The sequence below is a fragment of the Cobetia sp. PS-4MA genome (assembly GCF_057670765.1).
Genome location: NZ_CM173107.1, coordinates 1,296,476 through 1,315,486, shown reverse-complemented (window position 1 = coordinate 1,315,486; position 19,011 = coordinate 1,296,476). Strand labels below are relative to the sequence as shown.

Annotated in this window: 17 protein-coding genes and 1 tRNA gene; 5 read left to right on the top strand and 13 right to left on the bottom strand. The window is 63.7% G+C overall.

Annotated features, from left to right (window positions below):
- Positions 1 to 3: 3 nt before the first annotated feature.
- Entirely contained in the window at positions 4 to 1,329 is a 1,326-nt protein-coding gene (glcF, locus tag AC26AR_RS05640) for a glycolate oxidase subunit GlcF (protein ID WP_488107702.1), read from the top strand.
- A 61-nt stretch (positions 1,330 to 1,390) separates the two neighbouring features.
- Entirely contained in the window at positions 1,391 to 1,798 is a 408-nt protein-coding gene (locus tag AC26AR_RS05635; RefSeq protein WP_166019512.1) for a GlcG/HbpS family heme-binding protein, read from the top strand.
- 123 nt (positions 1,799 to 1,921) lie between these two features.
- On the opposite strand, the gene AC26AR_RS05630 is transcribed toward AC26AR_RS05635, so the two are convergent.
- Complete coding sequence (locus AC26AR_RS05630; protein WP_176502685.1) at positions 1,922 to 2,827, bottom strand: LysR family transcriptional regulator; 906 nt, start codon at positions 2,825 to 2,827, stop codon at positions 1,922 to 1,924.
- 192 nt (positions 2,828 to 3,019) lie between these two features.
- Between AC26AR_RS05630 and mgrA the strand changes: the two genes are divergently transcribed.
- Positions 3,020 to 4,048 carry an L-glyceraldehyde 3-phosphate reductase gene (mgrA, locus tag AC26AR_RS05625; protein ID WP_054556771.1) on the top strand — a complete coding sequence of 343 codons (1,029 nt, stop codon included), beginning with the start codon at positions 3,020 to 3,022 and terminating at the stop codon, positions 4,046 to 4,048.
- Between the two features lie 187 nt (positions 4,049 to 4,235).
- Here the strand turns inward: mgrA and xylB are convergent, their stop codons facing one another.
- The 10 genes from xylB to AC26AR_RS05575 all read right to left on the bottom strand — a co-directional run bounded on the left by xylB (position 4,236) and on the right by AC26AR_RS05575 (position 15,332).
- Entirely contained in the window at positions 4,236 to 5,753 is a 1,518-nt protein-coding gene (gene xylB, locus AC26AR_RS05620) for a xylulokinase (RefSeq protein ID WP_488107701.1), read from the bottom strand.
- Between the two features lie 24 nt (positions 5,754 to 5,777).
- A complete protein-coding gene (locus AC26AR_RS05615; protein ID WP_307722823.1) occupies positions 5,778 to 6,479 on the bottom strand; it encodes a nucleoside/nucleotide kinase family protein in 702 nt (233 codons plus the stop codon).
- A gap of 60 nt (positions 6,480 to 6,539) precedes the next feature.
- On the bottom strand, positions 6,540 to 7,382 hold the full coding sequence (locus tag AC26AR_RS05610) for an L-iditol 2-dehydrogenase (RefSeq protein WP_488107888.1): 843 nt from the start codon (positions 7,380 to 7,382) through the stop codon (positions 6,540 to 6,542).
- Between the two features lie 26 nt (positions 7,383 to 7,408).
- Entirely contained in the window at positions 7,409 to 8,119 is a 711-nt protein-coding gene (locus AC26AR_RS05605; protein WP_240499560.1) for an HAD family hydrolase, read from the bottom strand.
- Between the two features lie 26 nt (positions 8,120 to 8,145).
- Positions 8,146 to 9,393 (bottom strand): ABC transporter ATP-binding protein, encoded by a 1,248-nt coding sequence (locus AC26AR_RS05600; protein WP_077372662.1) that lies wholly within the window; start codon positions 9,391 to 9,393, stop codon positions 8,146 to 8,148.
- A 90-nt stretch (positions 9,394 to 9,483) separates the two neighbouring features.
- Positions 9,484 to 10,368: a carbohydrate ABC transporter permease gene (locus tag AC26AR_RS05595; RefSeq protein ID WP_077373218.1), complete on the bottom strand. Its 885-nt coding sequence runs from the start codon at positions 10,366 to 10,368 to the stop codon at positions 9,484 to 9,486.
- A gap of 31 nt (positions 10,369 to 10,399) precedes the next feature.
- Positions 10,400 to 11,287: a carbohydrate ABC transporter permease gene (locus AC26AR_RS05590; protein WP_043334545.1), complete on the bottom strand. Its 888-nt coding sequence runs from the start codon at positions 11,285 to 11,287 to the stop codon at positions 10,400 to 10,402.
- Between the two features lie 258 nt (positions 11,288 to 11,545).
- On the bottom strand, positions 11,546 to 12,889 hold the full coding sequence (locus tag AC26AR_RS05585) for an ABC transporter substrate-binding protein (protein ID WP_077372660.1): 1,344 nt from the start codon (positions 12,887 to 12,889) through the stop codon (positions 11,546 to 11,548).
- 707 nt (positions 12,890 to 13,596) lie between these two features.
- Entirely contained in the window at positions 13,597 to 14,553 is a 957-nt protein-coding gene (locus AC26AR_RS05580; protein ID WP_077372656.1) for a sugar-binding transcriptional regulator, read from the bottom strand.
- A 185-nt stretch (positions 14,554 to 14,738) separates the two neighbouring features.
- On the bottom strand, positions 14,739 to 15,332 hold the full coding sequence (locus tag AC26AR_RS05575; protein ID WP_077372653.1) for a Yip1 family protein: 594 nt from the start codon (positions 15,330 to 15,332) through the stop codon (positions 14,739 to 14,741).
- A gap of 289 nt (positions 15,333 to 15,621) precedes the next feature.
- Here AC26AR_RS05575 and dctP point away from each other — a divergent pair, with 289 nt between their 5' ends.
- Complete coding sequence (gene dctP / locus AC26AR_RS05570) at positions 15,622 to 16,617, top strand: TRAP transporter substrate-binding protein DctP (protein WP_488107700.1); 996 nt, start codon at positions 15,622 to 15,624, stop codon at positions 16,615 to 16,617.
- Between the two features lie 163 nt (positions 16,618 to 16,780).
- Positions 16,781 to 17,776, top strand: a complete 996-nt coding sequence (locus AC26AR_RS05565) for a TRAP transporter substrate-binding protein (protein WP_488107699.1) — start codon at positions 16,781 to 16,783, stop codon at positions 17,774 to 17,776.
- Positions 17,777 to 17,886: 110 nt separating this feature from the next.
- On the opposite strand, the gene AC26AR_RS05560 is transcribed toward AC26AR_RS05565, so the two are convergent.
- Together AC26AR_RS05560 and AC26AR_RS05555 are read right to left on the bottom strand one after the other, a co-directional pair.
- Positions 17,887 to 18,525, bottom strand: coding sequence for a LysE family translocator (locus AC26AR_RS05560; protein WP_488107698.1), 639 nt, complete (start codon positions 18,523 to 18,525; stop codon positions 17,887 to 17,889).
- Positions 18,526 to 18,777: 252 nt separating this feature from the next.
- Positions 18,778 to 18,851: transfer RNA gene (locus AC26AR_RS05555), tRNA-Gly, on the bottom strand.
- Positions 18,852 to 19,011 lie beyond the last annotated feature (160 nt).

Here is a 19,011-nt window from a genome sequence, read left to right as displayed (position 1 = left end):
TGAATGCAGACCCACTTCAGTGACGCCGCACTTGCCAGGCCGCACATCCAGCGAGCCGACAAGGTTCTGCGCAGCTGTGTGCATTGCGGCTTCTGCAATGCCACCTGCCCGACCTATCAGCTGCTGGGCGATGAGCGCGATGGACCGCGTGGACGCATCTATCTGATCAAGCAGCTGCTGGAAAGCGACCCCGAAAGTCCCGACGAGGCAGTTCGCGAGCAGGCAACGCAGATCACCCGCGAGACACAGCAGCATCTGGATCGCTGCCTGAGCTGTCGCAGCTGCGAGACCACCTGCCCGTCAGGCGTGCAATATCACACCTTGCTGGATATCGGCCGTCAGGAACTGGAACGGCGTGTCGGACGCCCCTGGCGTGAGCGCCTGCTGCGCACCGGGCTACGCCATGCGCTGGTCGAGCCTGCTCGCTTCAAGGCCTTGCTGGCACTCGGGGTGCGCTTCCGCCCGCTTGCGCCGGGCGCGCTGGCCGACAAGATCCCGCTGGCCCGCGAGCGCGACCGTCACGCTGAGCACCCGGCCGGCCCCGTCACCGCGACGCCTTCTGATCAGGCGCTTTCGCGCCAGGTGCTGATGCTGGAGGGCTGCGTGCAACCGGGTCTGGCTCCCAACATCAACGCCGCCACCGCCCGCGTGCTGGCGCGCTTCGGCATCGGCGTCACGCCGATCCGCGAGGCCGGCTGCTGCGGCGCCATCGACTATCATCTCAACGCCCAGCAGGCAGGGCGCGCGCGCATGCGTGCCAACATCGATGCCTGGTGGCCGGCCATCGAGGCGGGAGCGGAGGCGATCGTGCAGACCGCCAGTGGCTGCGGCGCCTTCGTCAAGGAATATGGCGAGATGCTGGCCGATGACCCGGACTATGCTGAGCGCGCCGCGCGCGTCAGTGCCCTGGCGCGTGACATCGTCGAGGTGCTCGGTGAGGAGATCGCCCGCGATGACCGACCGACACTTTCCGCCGCCTCCCCCGACCCGCAGCCGCTGGCCTTCCACTGCCCGTGCACCCTGCAACATGCCCAGGGTCTGGGCGGTGAAGTGGAGAAGATATTGCGCGCGCTGGGCTTCACCCTGACCCCGGTCGCCGAGGGGCATCTGTGCTGCGGTTCCGCCGGCACCTACTCGATCACGCAACCGGAGTTGTCACGCCAGCTGCGAGACCGCAAGCTTGAGGCGCTGGAGGCCAACGGGCCTGCGCGCATCGCCACTGCCAACATCGGCTGTCAGACGCATCTCTCGAGCGCCGGACGCACGCCGGTAAGTCACTGGATCGAACTGGTGGATGACGCCCTGCCCGAGACGCTGCCGCAGGCATGACGATTCACCGTTACTGTTACTGGTACTCTCACTCACTCGCACCACTTGCCAAGGAAGCCCGATGATCACTCGCCACGTACTGACCCTCGCTGACGTCAATCAGATGCTGGACGCCGCCCAGAAGGAAGCCGAGACCAACGGCTGGGCCGTTTCCATCGCCGTTGCCGACGATGGCGGCCACCCGCTGGGCCTGCGTCGCCTGGACGACACGCCGGCGATGACCGGCTACTTCGCCCAAGAGAAGGCCAAGAGCGCTGCCCTGGGGCGCCGCGAGACCCAGCTGTTCGAGGACTCCATCAACGGCGGACGCACCGCCTTCCTGTCAGCGCCGGAGCTGGAAGGCATGCTGGGCGGCGGCGTGCCGGTGATGGTCGAGGGCCAGATCGCCGGCAGCATCGGCGTGTCCGGCGTCAAGCCGGAGCAGGATGCCCAGATCGCCAAGGCCGGGGTCGCCGCACTGGGTCTCTGAGACCCCGCCAGCCTGGTCAAGAGGCCTCACCGGTCTGAATAAAAGGCGATTAAAAAGACCGCCGCGCCCATCAGGGCACGGCGGTCTTTTTGCATACGCCACTCTTGCGTCTGTGTCTTTCGGTCACGCACTGCGAGGTGGCATGGCGGCTTCCACCGCCGCCATGAAGGCGCGCAGCTTGCCCGACTGCGGCAGGCGCTGGGGATAGAGCATGTAGATGCTGTTGGGCTCGCCCTCCTCGTGCGCCAGCAGACGTACCAGACGCCCCTCGGCCAGCTCACGATCCACCAGGTAATGAGCGACCCGGATGATGCCGGCGTGATCCAGCGCCTGCTGCTTGAGCAGACGATGATCATTGATCGCCAGTCCACCAGCGGGGCTTATCTCACCACTGGCCAGCGGCCAGCCGGATTGCCCGGCCCAGCGGTGGCAACGGTGGTCGGCAAGTGCTGCGGCCGTGTGCGGGGTGCCCTGCGCCGCAAGGTACTCGGGCGAGGCACAGCAACAGTGGACGTAATCCAGCAGGCGCCGCGCGATCAGGTTGTCCGGTGGCGTGCGCGTGGCGCGAAACGCCACGTCAAACGGTTCGCGCGTCAGATCATGACTCTCGTAACTGACGTCCAGACGCAGCTCGACCGCCGGGTGGCGGGCCTGGAAGGCATTGCAGACCCCGATCAGATAGCGCTCGGCAAACAGCACCGGCGCCGTGATGCGCAACACGCCGCTGAACCCCTGTCGCGGGTGCTCCCTCCCATGCTCGAGGTCGTGCTCGAGGTCACGCTCCAGTGCCAGCAACTCGCTGCGCACGCCTTGCATGCGCTGGCGGATACGCTCGCCCTCCTCGGTCAGGCGCACCGCCCGCGTGGTGCGAATCAGCAAGGGCGCCCCGATATCGTGCTCAAGCCGCCGCACCTGCTCGGAGAGATGGGCGCGCGAGATGCCCAGCACCCTGGCCGCCTGCGTGAAGCTGAGCGATTCCGCCACCTGAGCGAACAACATCAGGCGCTCTACCTGCTTGTGATGCTGCATCCAGCCTGCTCCTCATGCCAGCTACTAGGGATTGGAGGGATCGAGCCTGCCACAGCTTTGTACGCTCTGGCGAACAATCTATTCGTTCGCATGTGCTTATCAGACCGACAGACGCGACCTAGACTGAAGGTGTCATCCGAGGTCATTTCCTCCTTGAGACATCCCCGCCTTCACTCGCGAAAGGACTCCGCCATGCGCTATACCCCGGCTGAAGATCGCTACGAACGCATGCAATACCAGCGCTGCGGCAAGAGCGGCCTCAAACTGCCCCGCCTGTCACTGGGGCTTTGGCACAACTTCGGCAACAACGCCCATGAAGACAATGCGCGCGCCATCTGCCACACCGCCTTCGATCTGGGCATCACCCACTTTGATCTGGCCAACAACTACGGGCCGCCCCCGGGCAGCGCCGAGGAAATGTTCGGCCGCATGCTCAAGCGCGACTTCGCCGGCTATCGCGATGAGATGGTGATCTCCACCAAGGCGGGCTATCACATGTGGCCTGGCCCCTACGGCGAATGGGGCAGCCGCAAGTACCTGCTCTCGAGTCTGGATCAGAGTCTCAAGCGCATGGATCTCGATTATGTCGACATCTTCTACTCGCACCGCTTCGACCCCGACACGCCGCTGGAGGAGACGATGGGGGCGCTGGACAGCGCCGTGCGTTCCGGCAAGGCGCTCTATGCGGGCATCTCCTCCTACAATGCCCAGCGCACCCGCGAAGCGGCCGCCATCCTGCGCGAGCTGGGCACGCCGTGCATCATCCATCAGCCCAGCTACTCGATGATCAATCGCTGGATCGAGGAAGACGGCCTGCTCGACACCCTCGATGACGAGGGCATCGGCTCCATCGTGTTCTCGCCGCTGGCCCAGGGCGTGCTGACCGACAAGTATCTGGGCGGCGTGCCACAGGACAGCCGCCTGGCACGTGGCGGGGCGATCAAGGAAGACCATCTCACCGAGGACAACCTGGAGCGGGTGCGCGCCCTCAATGCCATCGCCGAGCGGCGTGGCCAGTCGCTGGCGCAGATGGCGCTCGCCTGGGCACTGCGCGGCAACCGCGTCACCACCGCACTGATCGGCGCCAGCCGTCCGCAGCAGGTCAGTGATTGCGTCAAGGCGCTGGATCACCTCGACTTCACCCAGGCGGAGCTTGATGAGATCGACCGCTACGCCGTCGATGGCGGCGTCAATCTATGGGCGCGCTCGTCCAATGCCTAAGCTCGTGCATAAGCTCGCACCCAAGTTCTCGCTCAAGCACGCAATATAGAGCCTGATAGCGTACGAGAGCCTGATAGCGTACGTATGAGCTGAGACTGATACAGTGAAGTGCCAGACAACATCGCCCCCGCCGAGTGAGCCTCGACGGGGGCGATGTTGTCTGGCTTGAAGCGCTGATGGCAGGAATTCAGCCGCCGGTGGGAATGCCGTGCTCGCTGGCCAGCAGCGCGCGGTAATCGGCATAGCCCTTGCGGTAGGCGGCCACTCCCTCGGGCTGGGGCTGGGTGTGGGTCGTCAGGTCCAGCGCCACCAGCCGATCACACAGCGCCTTCAGCGTCTCGCTGCGTGGCCCCTCTCCCTGCGCGTCCCGCTGGCGCAGACACCAGCCGGCCTGAATGGCGGCGCCCAATGCGGCGGCCTCGGTCACCTGCGGGCAGACCACCTCGAGGTCGAGAATGTCCGCCAGCATCTGACGCCACAGCGGGCTCTTGGCACCTCCCCCCACCAGCCGAATCTGGCGCGCCGCACTGCCCAGCGGCCCCATGCACTCAAGCGCGTAGCGCAGGCCGTAGCTTGCGCCTTCCATGGTCGCGCGGCACAGGTTGGCCGGGGTGGTGTTGCGGCTGTCCAGCCCATGGAAACTGGCCTGGGCACGCGGCAGCATCGGCACGCGCTCGCCATTGAAGAACGGCAGGATCTGCACGCCCTCGGCCCCGGGAGGCGCACTTGCCACCTGCGCGGAGAAGGTATCGATGTCGAAGCCGAACATCTCGCGCACCCGTGTGGTGGCAGAGGTGACATTCATGGTGCACACCAGCGGCAACCAGCCGCCATCGCTGGCGCTGAAGGCAGCCACCTGAGGGTCACAGCCCTCGGGATACTGAGCTGACCACGCGCATACCGTGCCGGAGGTGCCCATGCTCAGCGTGACGCGCCCCGGCGCGATGTTGCCGGTACCGATGGCACTCATCATGTTGTCCCCACCACCACTGGAGACGGCGACATCCGGGCGCAGTCCGAAGCGCGCGGCGATCTCGGGCCGGATATGCCCGGCGGGCTCATGGGATTCGATGAGTCTGGGCAACACGCGCCGGGCATCAAGCTCCGGGGCGATCTGCGCGAAGACATCCTGATGCCAGCAGCGGCGCCGGGTATCGAAATAGCCGGTGCCCGAGGCGTCGCCGTATTCGGCGACATGCTCCCCGGTCAGCCAGAAATTGAGATAGTCATGCGGCAGCAGGATGCTGGCGATGCGCTGATAGCGCTCGGGATGCTGCTCACGCAGCCAGGCGAGCTTGGAGGCGGTGTAACCGGTCTGCAGCACCAGTCCCAATGCCTCCAGACAGCCCGCCTCTCCGCCCAGCGCCTCGATCAAGGCGGCGTTATGCTCGCGGGTCTCGGTATCACACCATAGCTTGGCCGGATAAAGGGGCACGCCCGCCTCATCCAGCACCACCATGCCATGCTGCTGACCGGACACGCCGATCGCCTCGATGCGCCGCGGGTCCAGCCGCGAGGTGGTCAGTGCCTCATCGAAGGCACCTTCCAGCGCGGCGACCCAGTCGAGCGGGTCCTGCTCACGGCGCCCGTTGGCCCCTTCCTGCAGCGCATGACTGCGCTGGCCCTGGGCCACGATCCGCCCGGAGTCCGGGTCGAGAATCACCACCTTGGTGCTCTGGGTTCCACAGTCAACGCCAACCCACATGCGGCTCTCCTTGCCATCCATCATTCAGCTGTCATCCGCGTCGGGGCCGATGGGGTCGTTCGCCAGACGCCAGCGCCAGTCGGCGTTGAGCGAGTCCTGCTTGATCAGATGCGCATTGAGCATGTCCTTGTGATGGGTACGCTCATGGGCACCCCGCGCATCCTGGCCCATCTCACGCCAGCGATGCAGCAGGCGCGGCACCAGGACCTCATCCTCGATGTCCAGGAAGATGCGGATATCGAACAATTCCAGCAATGCATCCCAGGGCGCGTGGCGCAGCAGCAGATAGTTGCCCTCGACCAGCACGATGCGATGACGGGGCTCGACCACGCGGCCTCCGGCACGCGCCAGATCCAGCGGGCGGTCGAACACCGGCACGGCCACCGGGCCATCATCGGCGCGCACCCTGACGAGGTCGTGATAGAGCCCGCGCGCATCGAAGGTCTCCGGAGCGCCCTTGACGTAGAGCAGCCCCAGAGGGGCCAGCACGGCGTTGTCGTAGTGATAGCCATCCATCGGCACCACCACGGCGATGCCGGGTTCCAGCGCGTTGAGGGTCTCGCACAGGGATTCCGACAGCGTCGACTTGCCCGCCGCCGGCGGGCCGGCGAGGGCCACGATGGTACGTGTGCGCTGACTGGAGGCATGTTCCGCCAGCACACGGCTGGCCATGTCGTCCAGTGAGGGCGACATGTGGGCCAGGCGAGAATCGGGTAAAGATGTCACGTGACTACCTCATTCATGGATGCACACCGCTTGCAGCAGGACGGAAGGTGTCTTTCATCCTTAGCTCATCCAGTTGCCACCGTCGACATTGAGTGTCTGGGCGACGACGAAATCGCTGTCTTCACAGGCCAGGAATACCGCGGCGCCGGCGTGGTCATCCGGCAGTCCCATGCGCCCATAGGGCACGGCCTCCCCGACCAACCGCTTCTTCTCTCCCAGCGGGCGCTGTTCGTGATGGGCAAACAGCGCATCGACCTGATCCCACATCGGCGTATCCACCACGCCCGGCGCGATGCCATTGACATTGATGCCATGGCGGATGAGATCAAGTCCGCAGGACTGGGTGAGACTGATCACGGCCGCCTTGGAGGCGCAATAGGCGCTGACCAGCGCCTCACCCCGCCGCCCTGCCTGCGAGGCCATGTTGATGATCTTGCCGCCCTGCCCGCGCTCGACCATCGTCCTGGCCACCGCCTGCAGGGTGAAGAACAGCCCTTCGACATTGACCGCCAGCTGGTGGCGCAACATGCCTTCGCTGACCTCAAGCACCGGCGCCATGGCGAAGACGGCCGCATTGTTGACCAGAATGTCGATCGGGCCCAGCTGGGCCTGCACGCACTCCAGCATGCTCTGACGCGAGACACTGGAGGTCACGTCCAGCGTCACCGCCAGCACCCGCGCCTGCGGCCCGGCCTGTGCACGCAGTCGCTTCGCGGCACGCTCGGCCGCCTCGCCATTGATGTCTGCCAATGCCACATAGGCACCTTCCGCGACATACCGGGTGGCGATGGCCAGACCGATGCCTCCCGCACCGCCCGTGACCACGGCCACCTTGCCCGTGAGCCTTGCACTGCGGGACACCGGCGACGTCACGGAGTCACTGTCAGCGCGTCCAGAAACCATGTGCATGTGTCACCCCCTGACGGTGCTCATGTGGCGCTCAGGTCGCTGGCCTGTCCAGCATGCAGCTGGCGAATCAGACCGTTGACCTCTTCCATGGTCGCACAGCTCTGCCAGGCACCCGCCTCCTGCTGACGCTGCGCATGCCCCGGCGGAATATGTCCGGCACCGGTAAAGCCGATCACGCGCAGACCGGCCGCGACCGCCGCGCTGACACCGGCCAGGCTGTCCTCGACCACCACGCATTCCTCGACATCACGCCCCAGCTGACGCAGTGCCAACTGATAGACATCCGGCGCAGGTTTCGGCCGTGCGACCTGCTCGGCCGTGAACAGCGGCACCTTTCCCAACCAGCGATCCAGACCCGTGGCGGCCAGCGAGGCACGCACTCGTCGCTCGGCGCTGTTGGAGACGATCGCCACCGCCAGACCCCGGGTCATCAGCTCGCCCAGCAGTTCCGCCATGCCCTGGATGGGCGCAAGCTCACTGGCCAGACGCGACTCGATGGCGTGATCGATGCGCTCCATCGCCTGCGGCGGCAGCGTGTGTGCGCTCATGGCCTCCAGATGCCCCAGAATGGCATCAGTGGTCATGCCCAGCGCCGCACGCAGCTCCGCCTCGGTATCCAGGTCCGGCAGCCATTCCCCCAACTGACGTGACAGCACCTCCTCCGCCAGTATCTCGCTGTCCACCAGCACGCCATCACAATCGAAGATCACCTGCTGCAAGGGTGTACTCATGTCGGCCTCCTCCTCGGGCTTCCCGTTCATGCGCGGGCTGCCTGTGCGGCACCGGCACTGGACAGTGAATTGTCCTGACGCGTCAGGCTGGTCAGCGGGTGACGGTTGAGATTCTGCAATGCCAGACCCGCGGCGGTGAACAGGTGCGCACGCTCGGTCTCGAAGCCGTAGCGGATGCGGTCTCCCACACGGCTGTCGACGTCGCCATCCGCCATCAGGATCCAGCCGCTGTCGGACTGCTCGTCAGACTTGAGGCCGCCGATCGGCGCATCGCCGGAGCCGTCCGGGGTCGCCAGATAGAGCGACGTCACCCCGCCCAGACGCTCGATGACCTGAATCTGACCCGTGAACGGGCCATTCTCGTCGAGCACCAGATGCTCCGGCCGCACGCCCAGCGTCAGAGTATCGCCGACACACACCGAGGCACCGTCTTCCGTCTGACTCACGACCGGAATCAGGTGCTCACTGCCATCCGGCAGACGCACCGTGACCCCTTCGACCGCCACGGAGGTGACGGTGAGGTCGAGGAAGTTCATCTTCGGTGAGCCGATGAAACCGGCCACGAAGCGATTGCGCGGGTGATGGTAGAGCTCCATCGGCGAGCCGACCTGCTCGACCACACCGCCCTGCAGCACGACGATCTTGTCAGCCATGGTCATGGCCTCGACCTGATCGTGGGTCACGTAGATCATGGTCGCCTTGAGCTCGGCATGCAGGCGCGCCAGTTCGATGCGCATCTGCACGCGCAGCGCGGCGTCCAGGTTGGAGAGCGGCTCATCGAACAGGAAGATGCTCGGGTTGCGCACGATGGCACGCCCGATGGCGACACGCTGACGCTGCCCACCGGACAGTGCCTTGGGCTTGCGATCCAGCAGCGGACCCAGTTGCAGCACCTCGGCGGCCGCGTTGACCTTCTCGGCACGCTCTTCCTTGGAGACGCCGGCGAGCTTGAGGCTGAAGCCCATGTTCTCGCCCACCGTCATGTGCGGGTAGAGCGCATAGCTCTGGAAGACCATCGCCAGGCCGCGCTCGGCCGGGCCGACATCGTTCATGCGATTGCCATCGATCAGGATGTCACCGGACGTCGCGTTCTCGAGACCGGCGATCATGCGCATCAGCGTGGACTTGCCGCAGCCGGACGGGCCGACGAAGACCACGAATTCCTGGTCCTTCACTTCCAGATCGACCCCCTTGATGACCTGGGTCGTCGTGGCGCTGGCGCCACTCCCGGAGGTGAATTCCTTGACGATGTTCTTGAGCGTGAGTGTGGACATGGGAAGTTTCCTTATCCGCACCTGCCCTCGGGCAGGTGATGGCAAAATTTGGGTGGCATGGCATCAAGGCGACATGCGTATGGCGCGCCGTTACTTGACGGCACCGAAGGTCAGGCCGCGAACCATCTGCTTCTGGGTCATCCAGCCGAAGATCAGGATCGGCGCGATGGCGAGCGTGGAAGCCGCGGAGAGCTTGGCCCAGAACAACCCTTCAGGACTGGAGAAGGAGGCGATGTAGGCAGTCAGCGGTGCGGCGTTGGAGGTGGTCAGATTCAGGCTCCAGAACGCCTCGTTCCAGCTCAGGATCACGCACAGCAGGCCGGTGGAAGCGATGCCTGGCAGGGTCAGCGGCAGCAGCAGGTGGAAGATCTCCTGCAGCGTGCTGGCGCCGTCCATGCGTCCGGCCTCCAGGATGTCCTTGGGAATGTCCTTGAAGAAGGTGTAGAGCATCCAAACCACGATCGGCAGGTTCATCAGCATGTAGATGATGATCAGGCCGGTGCGGCTATCCAGCAGCCCCAGATCGCGGAAGATCAGGTAGACCGGCAGCAGCACGCCCACGGACGGCAGCATCTTGGTGGAGAGCATCCACAGCAGCGTGCCCTGGGTGCGCTTGGTGGGCAGGAAGGCCATCGAGTAGGCGGACGGAATCGCGATCAGCAGCGCCAGCAGCGTGGCACCCAGCGAGATCACCACGCTGTTGAGGGCATACTTGAAGTAGTCCGCACGCGCCTGGATCTCGATATAGCCCTCGATGCTGGGCGTGAAGAACAGGCTCGGCGGCGTGGCGATCGCCTCGGCCTCGGTCTTGAAGCTGGTGAGGATCATCCAGAAGATCGGGAAGAACATCACCAGCGCGATGGTCCAGGCCACCAGGGTCAGGACAAGTTTCTTGTTGATCACGCTGCGGCGCGCACGACTGGCGCTCACTGCTGCGCTGGCGGCGGCCACGGAATTGGAAGTTGAAGTCGACATCATTGAGTCTCCCTGTGCTGAGCGCTTGTCATCAGTTCTCGAGATTCTTGGCGACGGTACGCACCAGGAAGAAGGCCACGATATTGGCCAGGATGATGGCGATCACGCCACCGGCGGAGGCACCCCCTACATCGAAGTCCAGCAGGGCGCGGATGTAGATCAGGTACGCCAGGTTGGTCGAGGCCAGCCCCGGACCACCGGAGGTGGTGACGAAGATCTCGGCGAAGATGGTCAGCAGGAAGATCATCTCGATCATCACCACCACGCTGATGGCACGCTTCAAGTGCGGCAAGGTGATGTAGAAGAAGATCGCCACCGGCCCTGCCCCGTCCATGCGTGCCGCCTCGACCTGGTCGTCATCCAGTGACTGGATGGCGGTCAGCAGGATCAACACCGCGAACGGCAGCCACTGCCAGGTGACGATGATCACGATGGAGGTCAGCGGCAGGCTGGCGAACCAGTCGATGGCCGGCAGACCGAACAGCCCGGCGACCCAGGCGAGAATGCCGTTGACCGGGTGCATCATCATGTTCTTCCACACCAGCGCACTCACGGTGGGCATGATGAAGAACGGCGCGATCACGAACAGACGCGCGACGCCACGCCCGAAGAATTCCTGCTGCAGCAATACCGCCAGCAGCGTACCGCCGACCACGGTGGCCACCAGCACCCAGCCCACCAGCAGCAGGGTATTGCCCATGGCCGTCCACAGGGACGGGTCGGTCAGCAGATAGTAATAGTTGTCGACGCCGGCAAAACCGGACACCGACGGCATCATCAGGTTATAACGCTGGAAGGAGAACCACAGGGTCATGACCAGTGGTACCAGCATCCACATCAACAACAGGCTTACGGCTGGGGCTTGCAGCGACAGGGTTCGCAATCCCCCGACGGTGCGTCCGGATGCTCTCGTGCGCATGGTGAGTCCTTCGATACGGTGAGGAAGTCCGGCAATGCGGTGGGCTTCAGGCCGAGGCTCCCCGTGCCACGCCGCAAGGGCGTTGCAGAAGTCTCGAGAGGAAGAGGTTGCCGCGGGTGCCGGATGGGCTCCCGCCGTGCTTCGAGTCAATTCGTGTCGAGGCTCAAGGCAAGGCGGGAGGCCGTTGGAACATTCAGGTCAGATCAGACCGGATCCTTTGAGATCACAGCCGTTGAGATCACAGCCGTTGAGATCAGATCAATAGCCCGACTGGCGCATGGTACGCTCGGTGGAACGCTGGGCGGAGGACAGTGCCTGCTCGACCGACATCTGGCCCGCCAGCGCCGCGGCGATCATCTGACCCACCTGGGTACCGATGGACTGGAATTCCGGGATGGTCACCATCTGCACGCCGACATACGGCACCGGCTCAAGCGTCGGATCGGTCGGGTCGGCACTGGTGATGGCGTCCATCACGAAGCCGGCGAAGGGGGCGGCATCCTTGTAGGACTGATTCTCGTAGGTGGAGACACGGGTGCCCGGCGGAATGCTGGCCCAGCCTTCACGCTCGCCGACCAGATTCACGTATTCCTGGGATGTGGCCCAGGTGATGAAGGTCTGGGCGGCATCCTTGGACTTGGAAGACTCAGGAATGGCCAGTGCCCAGGACCACAGCCAATGCGAGCCCTTCTCCGTCTTGGCGATCGGCGCCGGTGCGAAGCCCAGCTTGTCAGCCACGGAAGATTCCTTCGGGTTGTAGAGCTTGCCAGCTGCGGACGTGGCATCGACCCACATGCCGCACTTGCCGCTGGAGAACAGCGCCAGGTTCTCGTTGAAGCCGTTGGAGGTCGCCCCCGGCGGGCCGTACTTGCCCATCATGTCGACGTAGAAGTTGATGGCCTCGCTCCAGGCCGGCGAGTCCAGCTGCGGCTCCCACTCCTCATTGAACCAGCGGCCACCGAAGCTGTTGACCATCGTGCCCAGCACCGCCATGTTCTCGCCCCAGCCCGGCTTGCCACGCAGGCAGATCCCGTAGACACCTTCATCCGCGGAGTTGAGCTTGGCGGCCCAGTCGTTGACCTGTGTCCAGGTCGGCTGCTCCGGCATCTCGATACCGGCCTTCTCGAAGAGGTCCTTGCGGTAGTAGAGCATGGAGCTCTCGCCATAGAACGGCAGCGCGTAGAGGCCCTGGTTCTCGCCTTCGGTCAGGCTCAGACCATCACGCACCGGCTTGATCAGGTCATCGACCTGATAGTCGTCCGGCAGATTGTCGAGCTTGGTCAGCCAGCCGTGCTTGGCCCAGATAGGCACTTCATAGGTACCGATGGTCATGACATCGAACTGGCCACCCTGGGTCGCGACATCGGTGGTCAGGCGCTGACGCAGCACGTTCTCTTCCAGCACCACCCAGTCGAGAGTGATATCCGGATGCGCCTTCTCGAATTCGCTGGTCAGGCTCTGCATGACCACCATGTCGGCGTTGTTGACGGTCGCCACGGTGATGGTCTCGGCACTCACCTGTGCGCTGAGCGGCGCAATGGCGGCGACGCTGGCGAGCGTGAGCAGATGACGGCGGGGCTTGGTGATGTGAGGTAGGCGCATGAGGGCACTCCATCGGGCGTTATTGGCATTGTTCTTTTCGAGGGTAGCGGCACCTGAGGCACCGATACCTTCCCATCTACCGGTCTGGTGCTCGAATGTCCTGGCGAGACATCTCGGCACAAATACGTTCGATCAAAACGTCATTCAGTGAACAAATGATCGGATCAGACCTTTGAAAAAGCAAACTCTGAAGCGCTATACCTTGGGCTATACCACCTTGGGATCTGATCCTTTGGGTGTAGACCGATAGCCGGCATGACCTCTGAGCTTGCGACCCGATCAGCCTATACAGATATTAGCGTTAAACGAAACAACGCAGCCCTTGATCGAGGCGGAATTCGCCGCCATTGAGTCGAACAATCCTGCCGGAATGTCTGACAAGAGATGGCAGGTTTCGCAGCAAAAGCCGTGGGCCAGACGAAGGAAGGAGAGAAAGAAAGAGAAAGAGAAAAGAAGGTGAGAAATAAGAGGGAGAAAAAGAACAGAAATGGCGGCGTGAGGGTTGTGTGCATCCCCCAGGCATCGCGCCAGCAAGACAACGCCAGACACTGCCCCCGCCCTGCTCCCGACGACTCGCTCGGCGCCTTGTACGGCGTCTATTCACGAGAGCCTGTCATCGGGAGCCTGTCGTCGAGCGCAAGCCGTCAGCAGAACACCATCAGAATGCCCCATCACTCTGAAGCCATTCGAAGGCAGCCGTCTCCTGCTCAGTCCTTTAGTGCCGCGCAGACCCGCTGGGCGGCCACCTCATCGATGATCAGCCCCTGCAGCCAGCCACCGCGCAATGCACTCAGAATGGCCGGCACCTTGTCGTGCCCGCCCGCCAGCCCGATCAGCGGCTGCGCCTTGAGCGAGGTCAGCGGCACGCTGGTGATGCGCTGCGCCAGCGGGCAATCGATCAGCTGTCCATTCATGTCCAGCGGCCAGCCCATCAATTCGCCCACGGCACCGACTTCCATCAACTCATCGCGCTCGGCGGCGCTAATGAACTGATCCTGGAACAAGGTCGCCTGGGCATCGAGTCGCCCGATGCCGATCATCCCCACATCGGCCTCGCAGGCGACGCTGAACACCGCCTTGACCAGACTCTGACTGAGCAGTGACTCCTTCTCCTCGACACTGGCCGCCACCACCGGTGCAGGCAGCAGAAAGCGGTCCGCGCCGATCTTGTCCGCCAGCAGCATCACGCCGTCATAGCGGTTCGAGGAGCCATTCAGAGCGACATTGCCGACCAGCGACACGATACGATGCTGGGGCCGCTCACTGCGGCTCAGGGCTTCCACCGCCGCACGCACCGCGCGTCCGGTACTCAACGAGATGGTCTGTGGCTGCTGTCGGCCGAGATAGAACGACAGGCGCTCGGCACCGGCCACCGCGAGATACTCCGCAATGCTTTCCGGCGACTGGGTGTCCGAGGGCACCACATCGCAGAAGCTCAGACCGAATCGCTCCACCAGCGCATCCGACAGCGCCATGCTGCTGGCCACGGGGTGATCGATGGAGATCTTGACCAGGCGTTCCTGACGCGCCAGCGACAGCAGGCGCTGTATTCCCGGGCGAGAGACCCCAAGCTGGGTGGCAATCTCATCCTGGGTTCGCCCTCCCACATAGGACAACCATGCGGCACGCGCAGCCTGCTCCAGTCTCAGCTCAAACTTGTCCATGCGCTTTCTTCCACACTGTCTATTGAGTCCAACACTTTCCACGCCGCTGCCGCCGAGCACAAGGGCCACGGACCAACACGGTCACGAAACGGCGACGCCCCGCCGGTGAAGGCGAGGCGTCGAAGGTGTGTTTTCTCGAGCAGATGGCATCACGTCACTGACATCGGGGTCGTTGCCTCACGGGGCTACATGAACCAGCGTGCGCCGTACCCCCACAGCAGCACGGTAACCGCCAGCAGTCCTTCCAGCACCAGCACCCCGATCCCGAGCGTGGAGCCGGTGACCAGAAAGCCTTCCTTGTTGGAGATGTCCAGCAGTGGCGGGATGCCCAGATACAGCAGATAGGCGCTGTAACACAGGCCGATGGTACCGGCGAGAATGCACAGCCAGATGATGGGATACAGCGCCACCAAACCTGCCAGGAACATCGGCGTGGCCACATAGCCTGCGAAGATGATGCAGCGACGACGACTGGGATGACCCGAGAAGCGCTGCGACAGCAGGTGTATGACGGTGCCCATGAAGGCGATCGCCGTCAGGATGGCGATGTAGAAGGCGATACCGGCATAGAAGGCATCGAGGGGTTCCAGCAGGATGGCGTGGCCTTCCGTCAGGCTCCAGCCGACCTGGGTGGTACCGATGTAAGCGCAGATGACAGGCACCAGCGCCATGAGCAGCACATGATGTGCGTAGAGGTGGGTGATGGATTCGTGTTCCTTGCGGATGGTCTGCCATTCCCGTTGCGGATGTGCCATCAAGCCCCATACGTGGGTCAGCATGTGGTCTACCTCCCGTTGACAGTCGTCGACAATCCGGTCATGCGGTCCCGGCGCGGAATTCGTGTCAGGGCAGTTGCACGGCCTTGTTCTGAGCGTAGACCACATTGCGTCAACTGGCAGTTCAACGCCCGTTGCGCCGCACTGAACCCTGCGTTGGTGCAGGGGAAAGGAGAGCGGCGGCTTGCGTTGACCGAAACACCAACGGCAAGGGAGGCGCGAATGAGAGATACTGGATGTATCAGACACAACGGATGGATGACGACACATGCCAACTGGACAGCGCTCAAGCATGAAGAGAGTGCTCGGAGTGATCCTTGCCCTGGGGCTGGCGCCAATGGGCGCGGACGCCCGGGCTGACTCGGTCGAGCTGACCATGAGCCGGGAGTATGGCCCCCAGACCATGATGGGGCAGCGTGCCCAGGCATTCGTCGAGAAGGTGGCCTCGCTCAGCGAGGGAGAACTGGTGATCCATTTCGGTGAAGGCCCGCTGACTCGCCTGCGGTCAGTGAATCATCTTGAAGCCATCAACGCCGATATCATTCAACTGGCGGACTCCCACAGCGGCGCCCTCGCCACCAGCATGCCGCTGTTCAGCATCAGCTCACTGCCCACGCTGGTCGACAATCCGCGCCAAGCCCGAGAGCTCTATCGCCTGGCTCGCCCGAGTTACGAGGCACTGCTGGCGCGCCATGATCAGATTCTGCTCTACGCCCTGCCCTGGCCTCCCAGCGGACTCTGGTCGCGCAAGCCGATCGCCGAGCGCCAGGACCTCCAGGGGCTGACCGTGCGTGCCTATGACCGCAATACCCAGCGCGTGCTGCTGAACCTCGGCGCCATCGCCAGCGTGCTGAGCTGGGAGCCGATGCAACAGCAACTGGCCGAAGGCCGCATCGAGGCCGTGATGACCTCGGCATTGGGCGGTCTGACAGCCGGGCTCAACCGCACGCTGGATCACTACACCGCCCTGCAATACGCCATGCCGCTCAATATCGTGCACATGAGCCAGGCGAGATTCGAGGCCCTCGACGCCCCCCAGCGCGAGGCGCTGCTCACCGCCGCGGCAGAGATTGAAGATACCAGCTGGGACGCCATCGCCGGCATCCTGGAAGAGACGCACGCCCAGCTAGAACACGCGGGCGTGACTGTCCGCAATCCCCTCACGCCTGATCTCAAGCAGTCACTTTCCCGCGCCAGCATCAGCGTGATCGAAAGCTGGCGCAGCAAGGTAGGCCCGAAGGAAAACGAATTGCTGGATCACTATCTTGACGTGCGCTCCACGCTCTAGCGCCGCCACGCTCTCCAGTCCGCCCAGGTGTCTCGCGACACCCGGGCATGAAGCGCGAGCCATTCGGTCTGGCGGATCAGCCCCGAGCCGAGGGCCGTGGGAGCGCCCTCGAGTGTCCCGATGCCGGACACCCGGAATGACAACAACGAGAAAGGCCCCCTCCATGACGCCATCCTCTCCTCTGCGCCGATTCCGTTCGCTCATGGCGCTCACCGCGCTGTTGACGCCCCCCCTTGCCCAGGCCCAGACGACGCTCAGCATGAGCAGCGACTACGAGCCCGATACCCTGATGGGCCAACGCGCGGCAGAATTCAGCCAGGAAGTCACCAGGCAGTCCGATGGTGATCTGGCCCTGACGCTGCGCTCGGACATTCGCTCGGCCAGTCACCTGCAGGCCACTTCCGCCGGCGTCATCGACATTGCCGCGACACTGAGCGGTGCCCTCGCCGAGGAGATTCCCTTCTTCGGCATCTCGTCGTTGCCGGCCATCGCCTACAACCTCAAGGAAGCGAACCGTCTCTATCAGCTCGCCAAGCCCCGCTATCGCGAGCTGCTCGAGGACCACCACCAGATACTGCTGTTCGCGCTGCCATGGCCCCCAAGCGGCCTGTGGAGCACTCGGCCCATCGCCGATGGTGATGACCTCAAGGACATGCCGATTCGCACCTATGACCGCAACACACAGCGTATCCTGCTCAATCTGGGGGCCGACCCGCGTGTCATGAGCTGGGGGGAACTCAAGCCCCTGCTCGAAGCCGGCAGCATCCACGGCGCCCTCACCTCCGCCATGGGGGGTGTCAGCGCGGAGCTCTACCGGTATATGCCCAATTTCACGACGCTCAACTACGCCATGCCGCTCAATATCGTTCACATGAATCGTGACAGCTTCGATCGTCTCGACAAGCGCCAGCAGACGGCACTGCTCGCTGCCGCGAAGGCAACGGAAGAAAACGCCTGGGCATCTGCTGAAGCCGTGCTCGCCGAGGCCTATACCACCTTGCAAGCCAATGGTGCACGCCTGATCACCCCTGCACCGCCGGCACTCCACCGTGACCTGGAAGCCGCCAGCCAGCATGTCTTCGATAGCTGGAAGCAGAAGGTGTCACGCCAGGACGGCAACCTGCTCGAAGAGTATCTGGAATCACGCCCTGAACGCTGAGCCTTAAAGCACTGATGATTGACAGGCTCCAGACACGACAACGGCACCCTCGGGTGCCGTTGTCGTCTTCGTGCGCTTCATGTCTTGTGCAATGGCAGCCAAGGCTCGGCTCACCGATGCGACGCCGCCAGTCCCGCGCCGGCCACGACGAACAGACTGCCCGTGGTGCGATTGAACAGCCGCACGCGCCGGTGGCTATCAAACCAGCGACTGATGCTGGAACCCGCATGGGCGTAGGTGCTCATCGTCAGCAGGTCCACCACCAGCCAGGTCAGCGCCAGCACCACGAACTGGGGCAGCTGCGGCTGGGCCATGTCGATGAAGTTGGGGAACAGCGCGCCGAAGAACAGCAAGTCCTTCGGGTTGCTGATCCCGATACCGAAGCCCTTGCGGCACAGTTGCCAACGCGTGACTCTGGCGCGGGTCTGCCCGTCTTCCCCCACGGCGCCGAACACCACCGGCTGGGATGGCGCCCGCCAGGCCTGAATGCCCAGATAGATGAGATAGAGCGCCCCGACGATCTTCAGCACCAGAAACCCCGTCTCCGACGCCGCCAAGGCCGCACCGAGGCCCAGCGACGACAAGGCCATCAACACCAGTGACGCCGCCGCTCCGCCCGCCACCGTCGCGAACGAGCGGCGTCGGCCGTGGCGCAGGCCATGATCCATGCACAGCAACGCAAACGGTCCGGGAAAGGTGATCAAGGCGGTGATGACGCTGACATATGCCAACCAGACGGTGAGTTCCACTGGATTTCCTTGTCGTTCAACGAATGACGAACTGCTGAAAGGTGACCTGCCAATATCGCGGCTCTCCGCCACGTCAGCAACACATTCCGCTTCGATCGGCTCGGCAAGACAGTCACGCGGCACTTCATCGAGCAGGCTGCTGCTGCCCCCGTTTTCCATCCCCACGCATCCCATCGAATTCCATGCACACGCGTGCCGCATGGAATCCCAAACACAAAAAAGCCTCCCATTCGGGAGGCTTTTTGAAGAATCTGGAGCGGGTGAAGGGAATCGAACCCTCGTCTTAAGCTTGGGAAGCTTCTGCTCTACCATTGAGCTACACCCGCAGGGCGGTGCATTGCGCACGCCAGAACTGCATTGTACTCAACGACTTAGCACGGTCAAGCAACATCTGATGGAGCGCTTGCCGCAGGCGGCGTCATGCTAGCGATGTTGGTGGCCAAGCCGTTGATTACATTCAGTATTCAAGCCTCAGTGATAATTGCA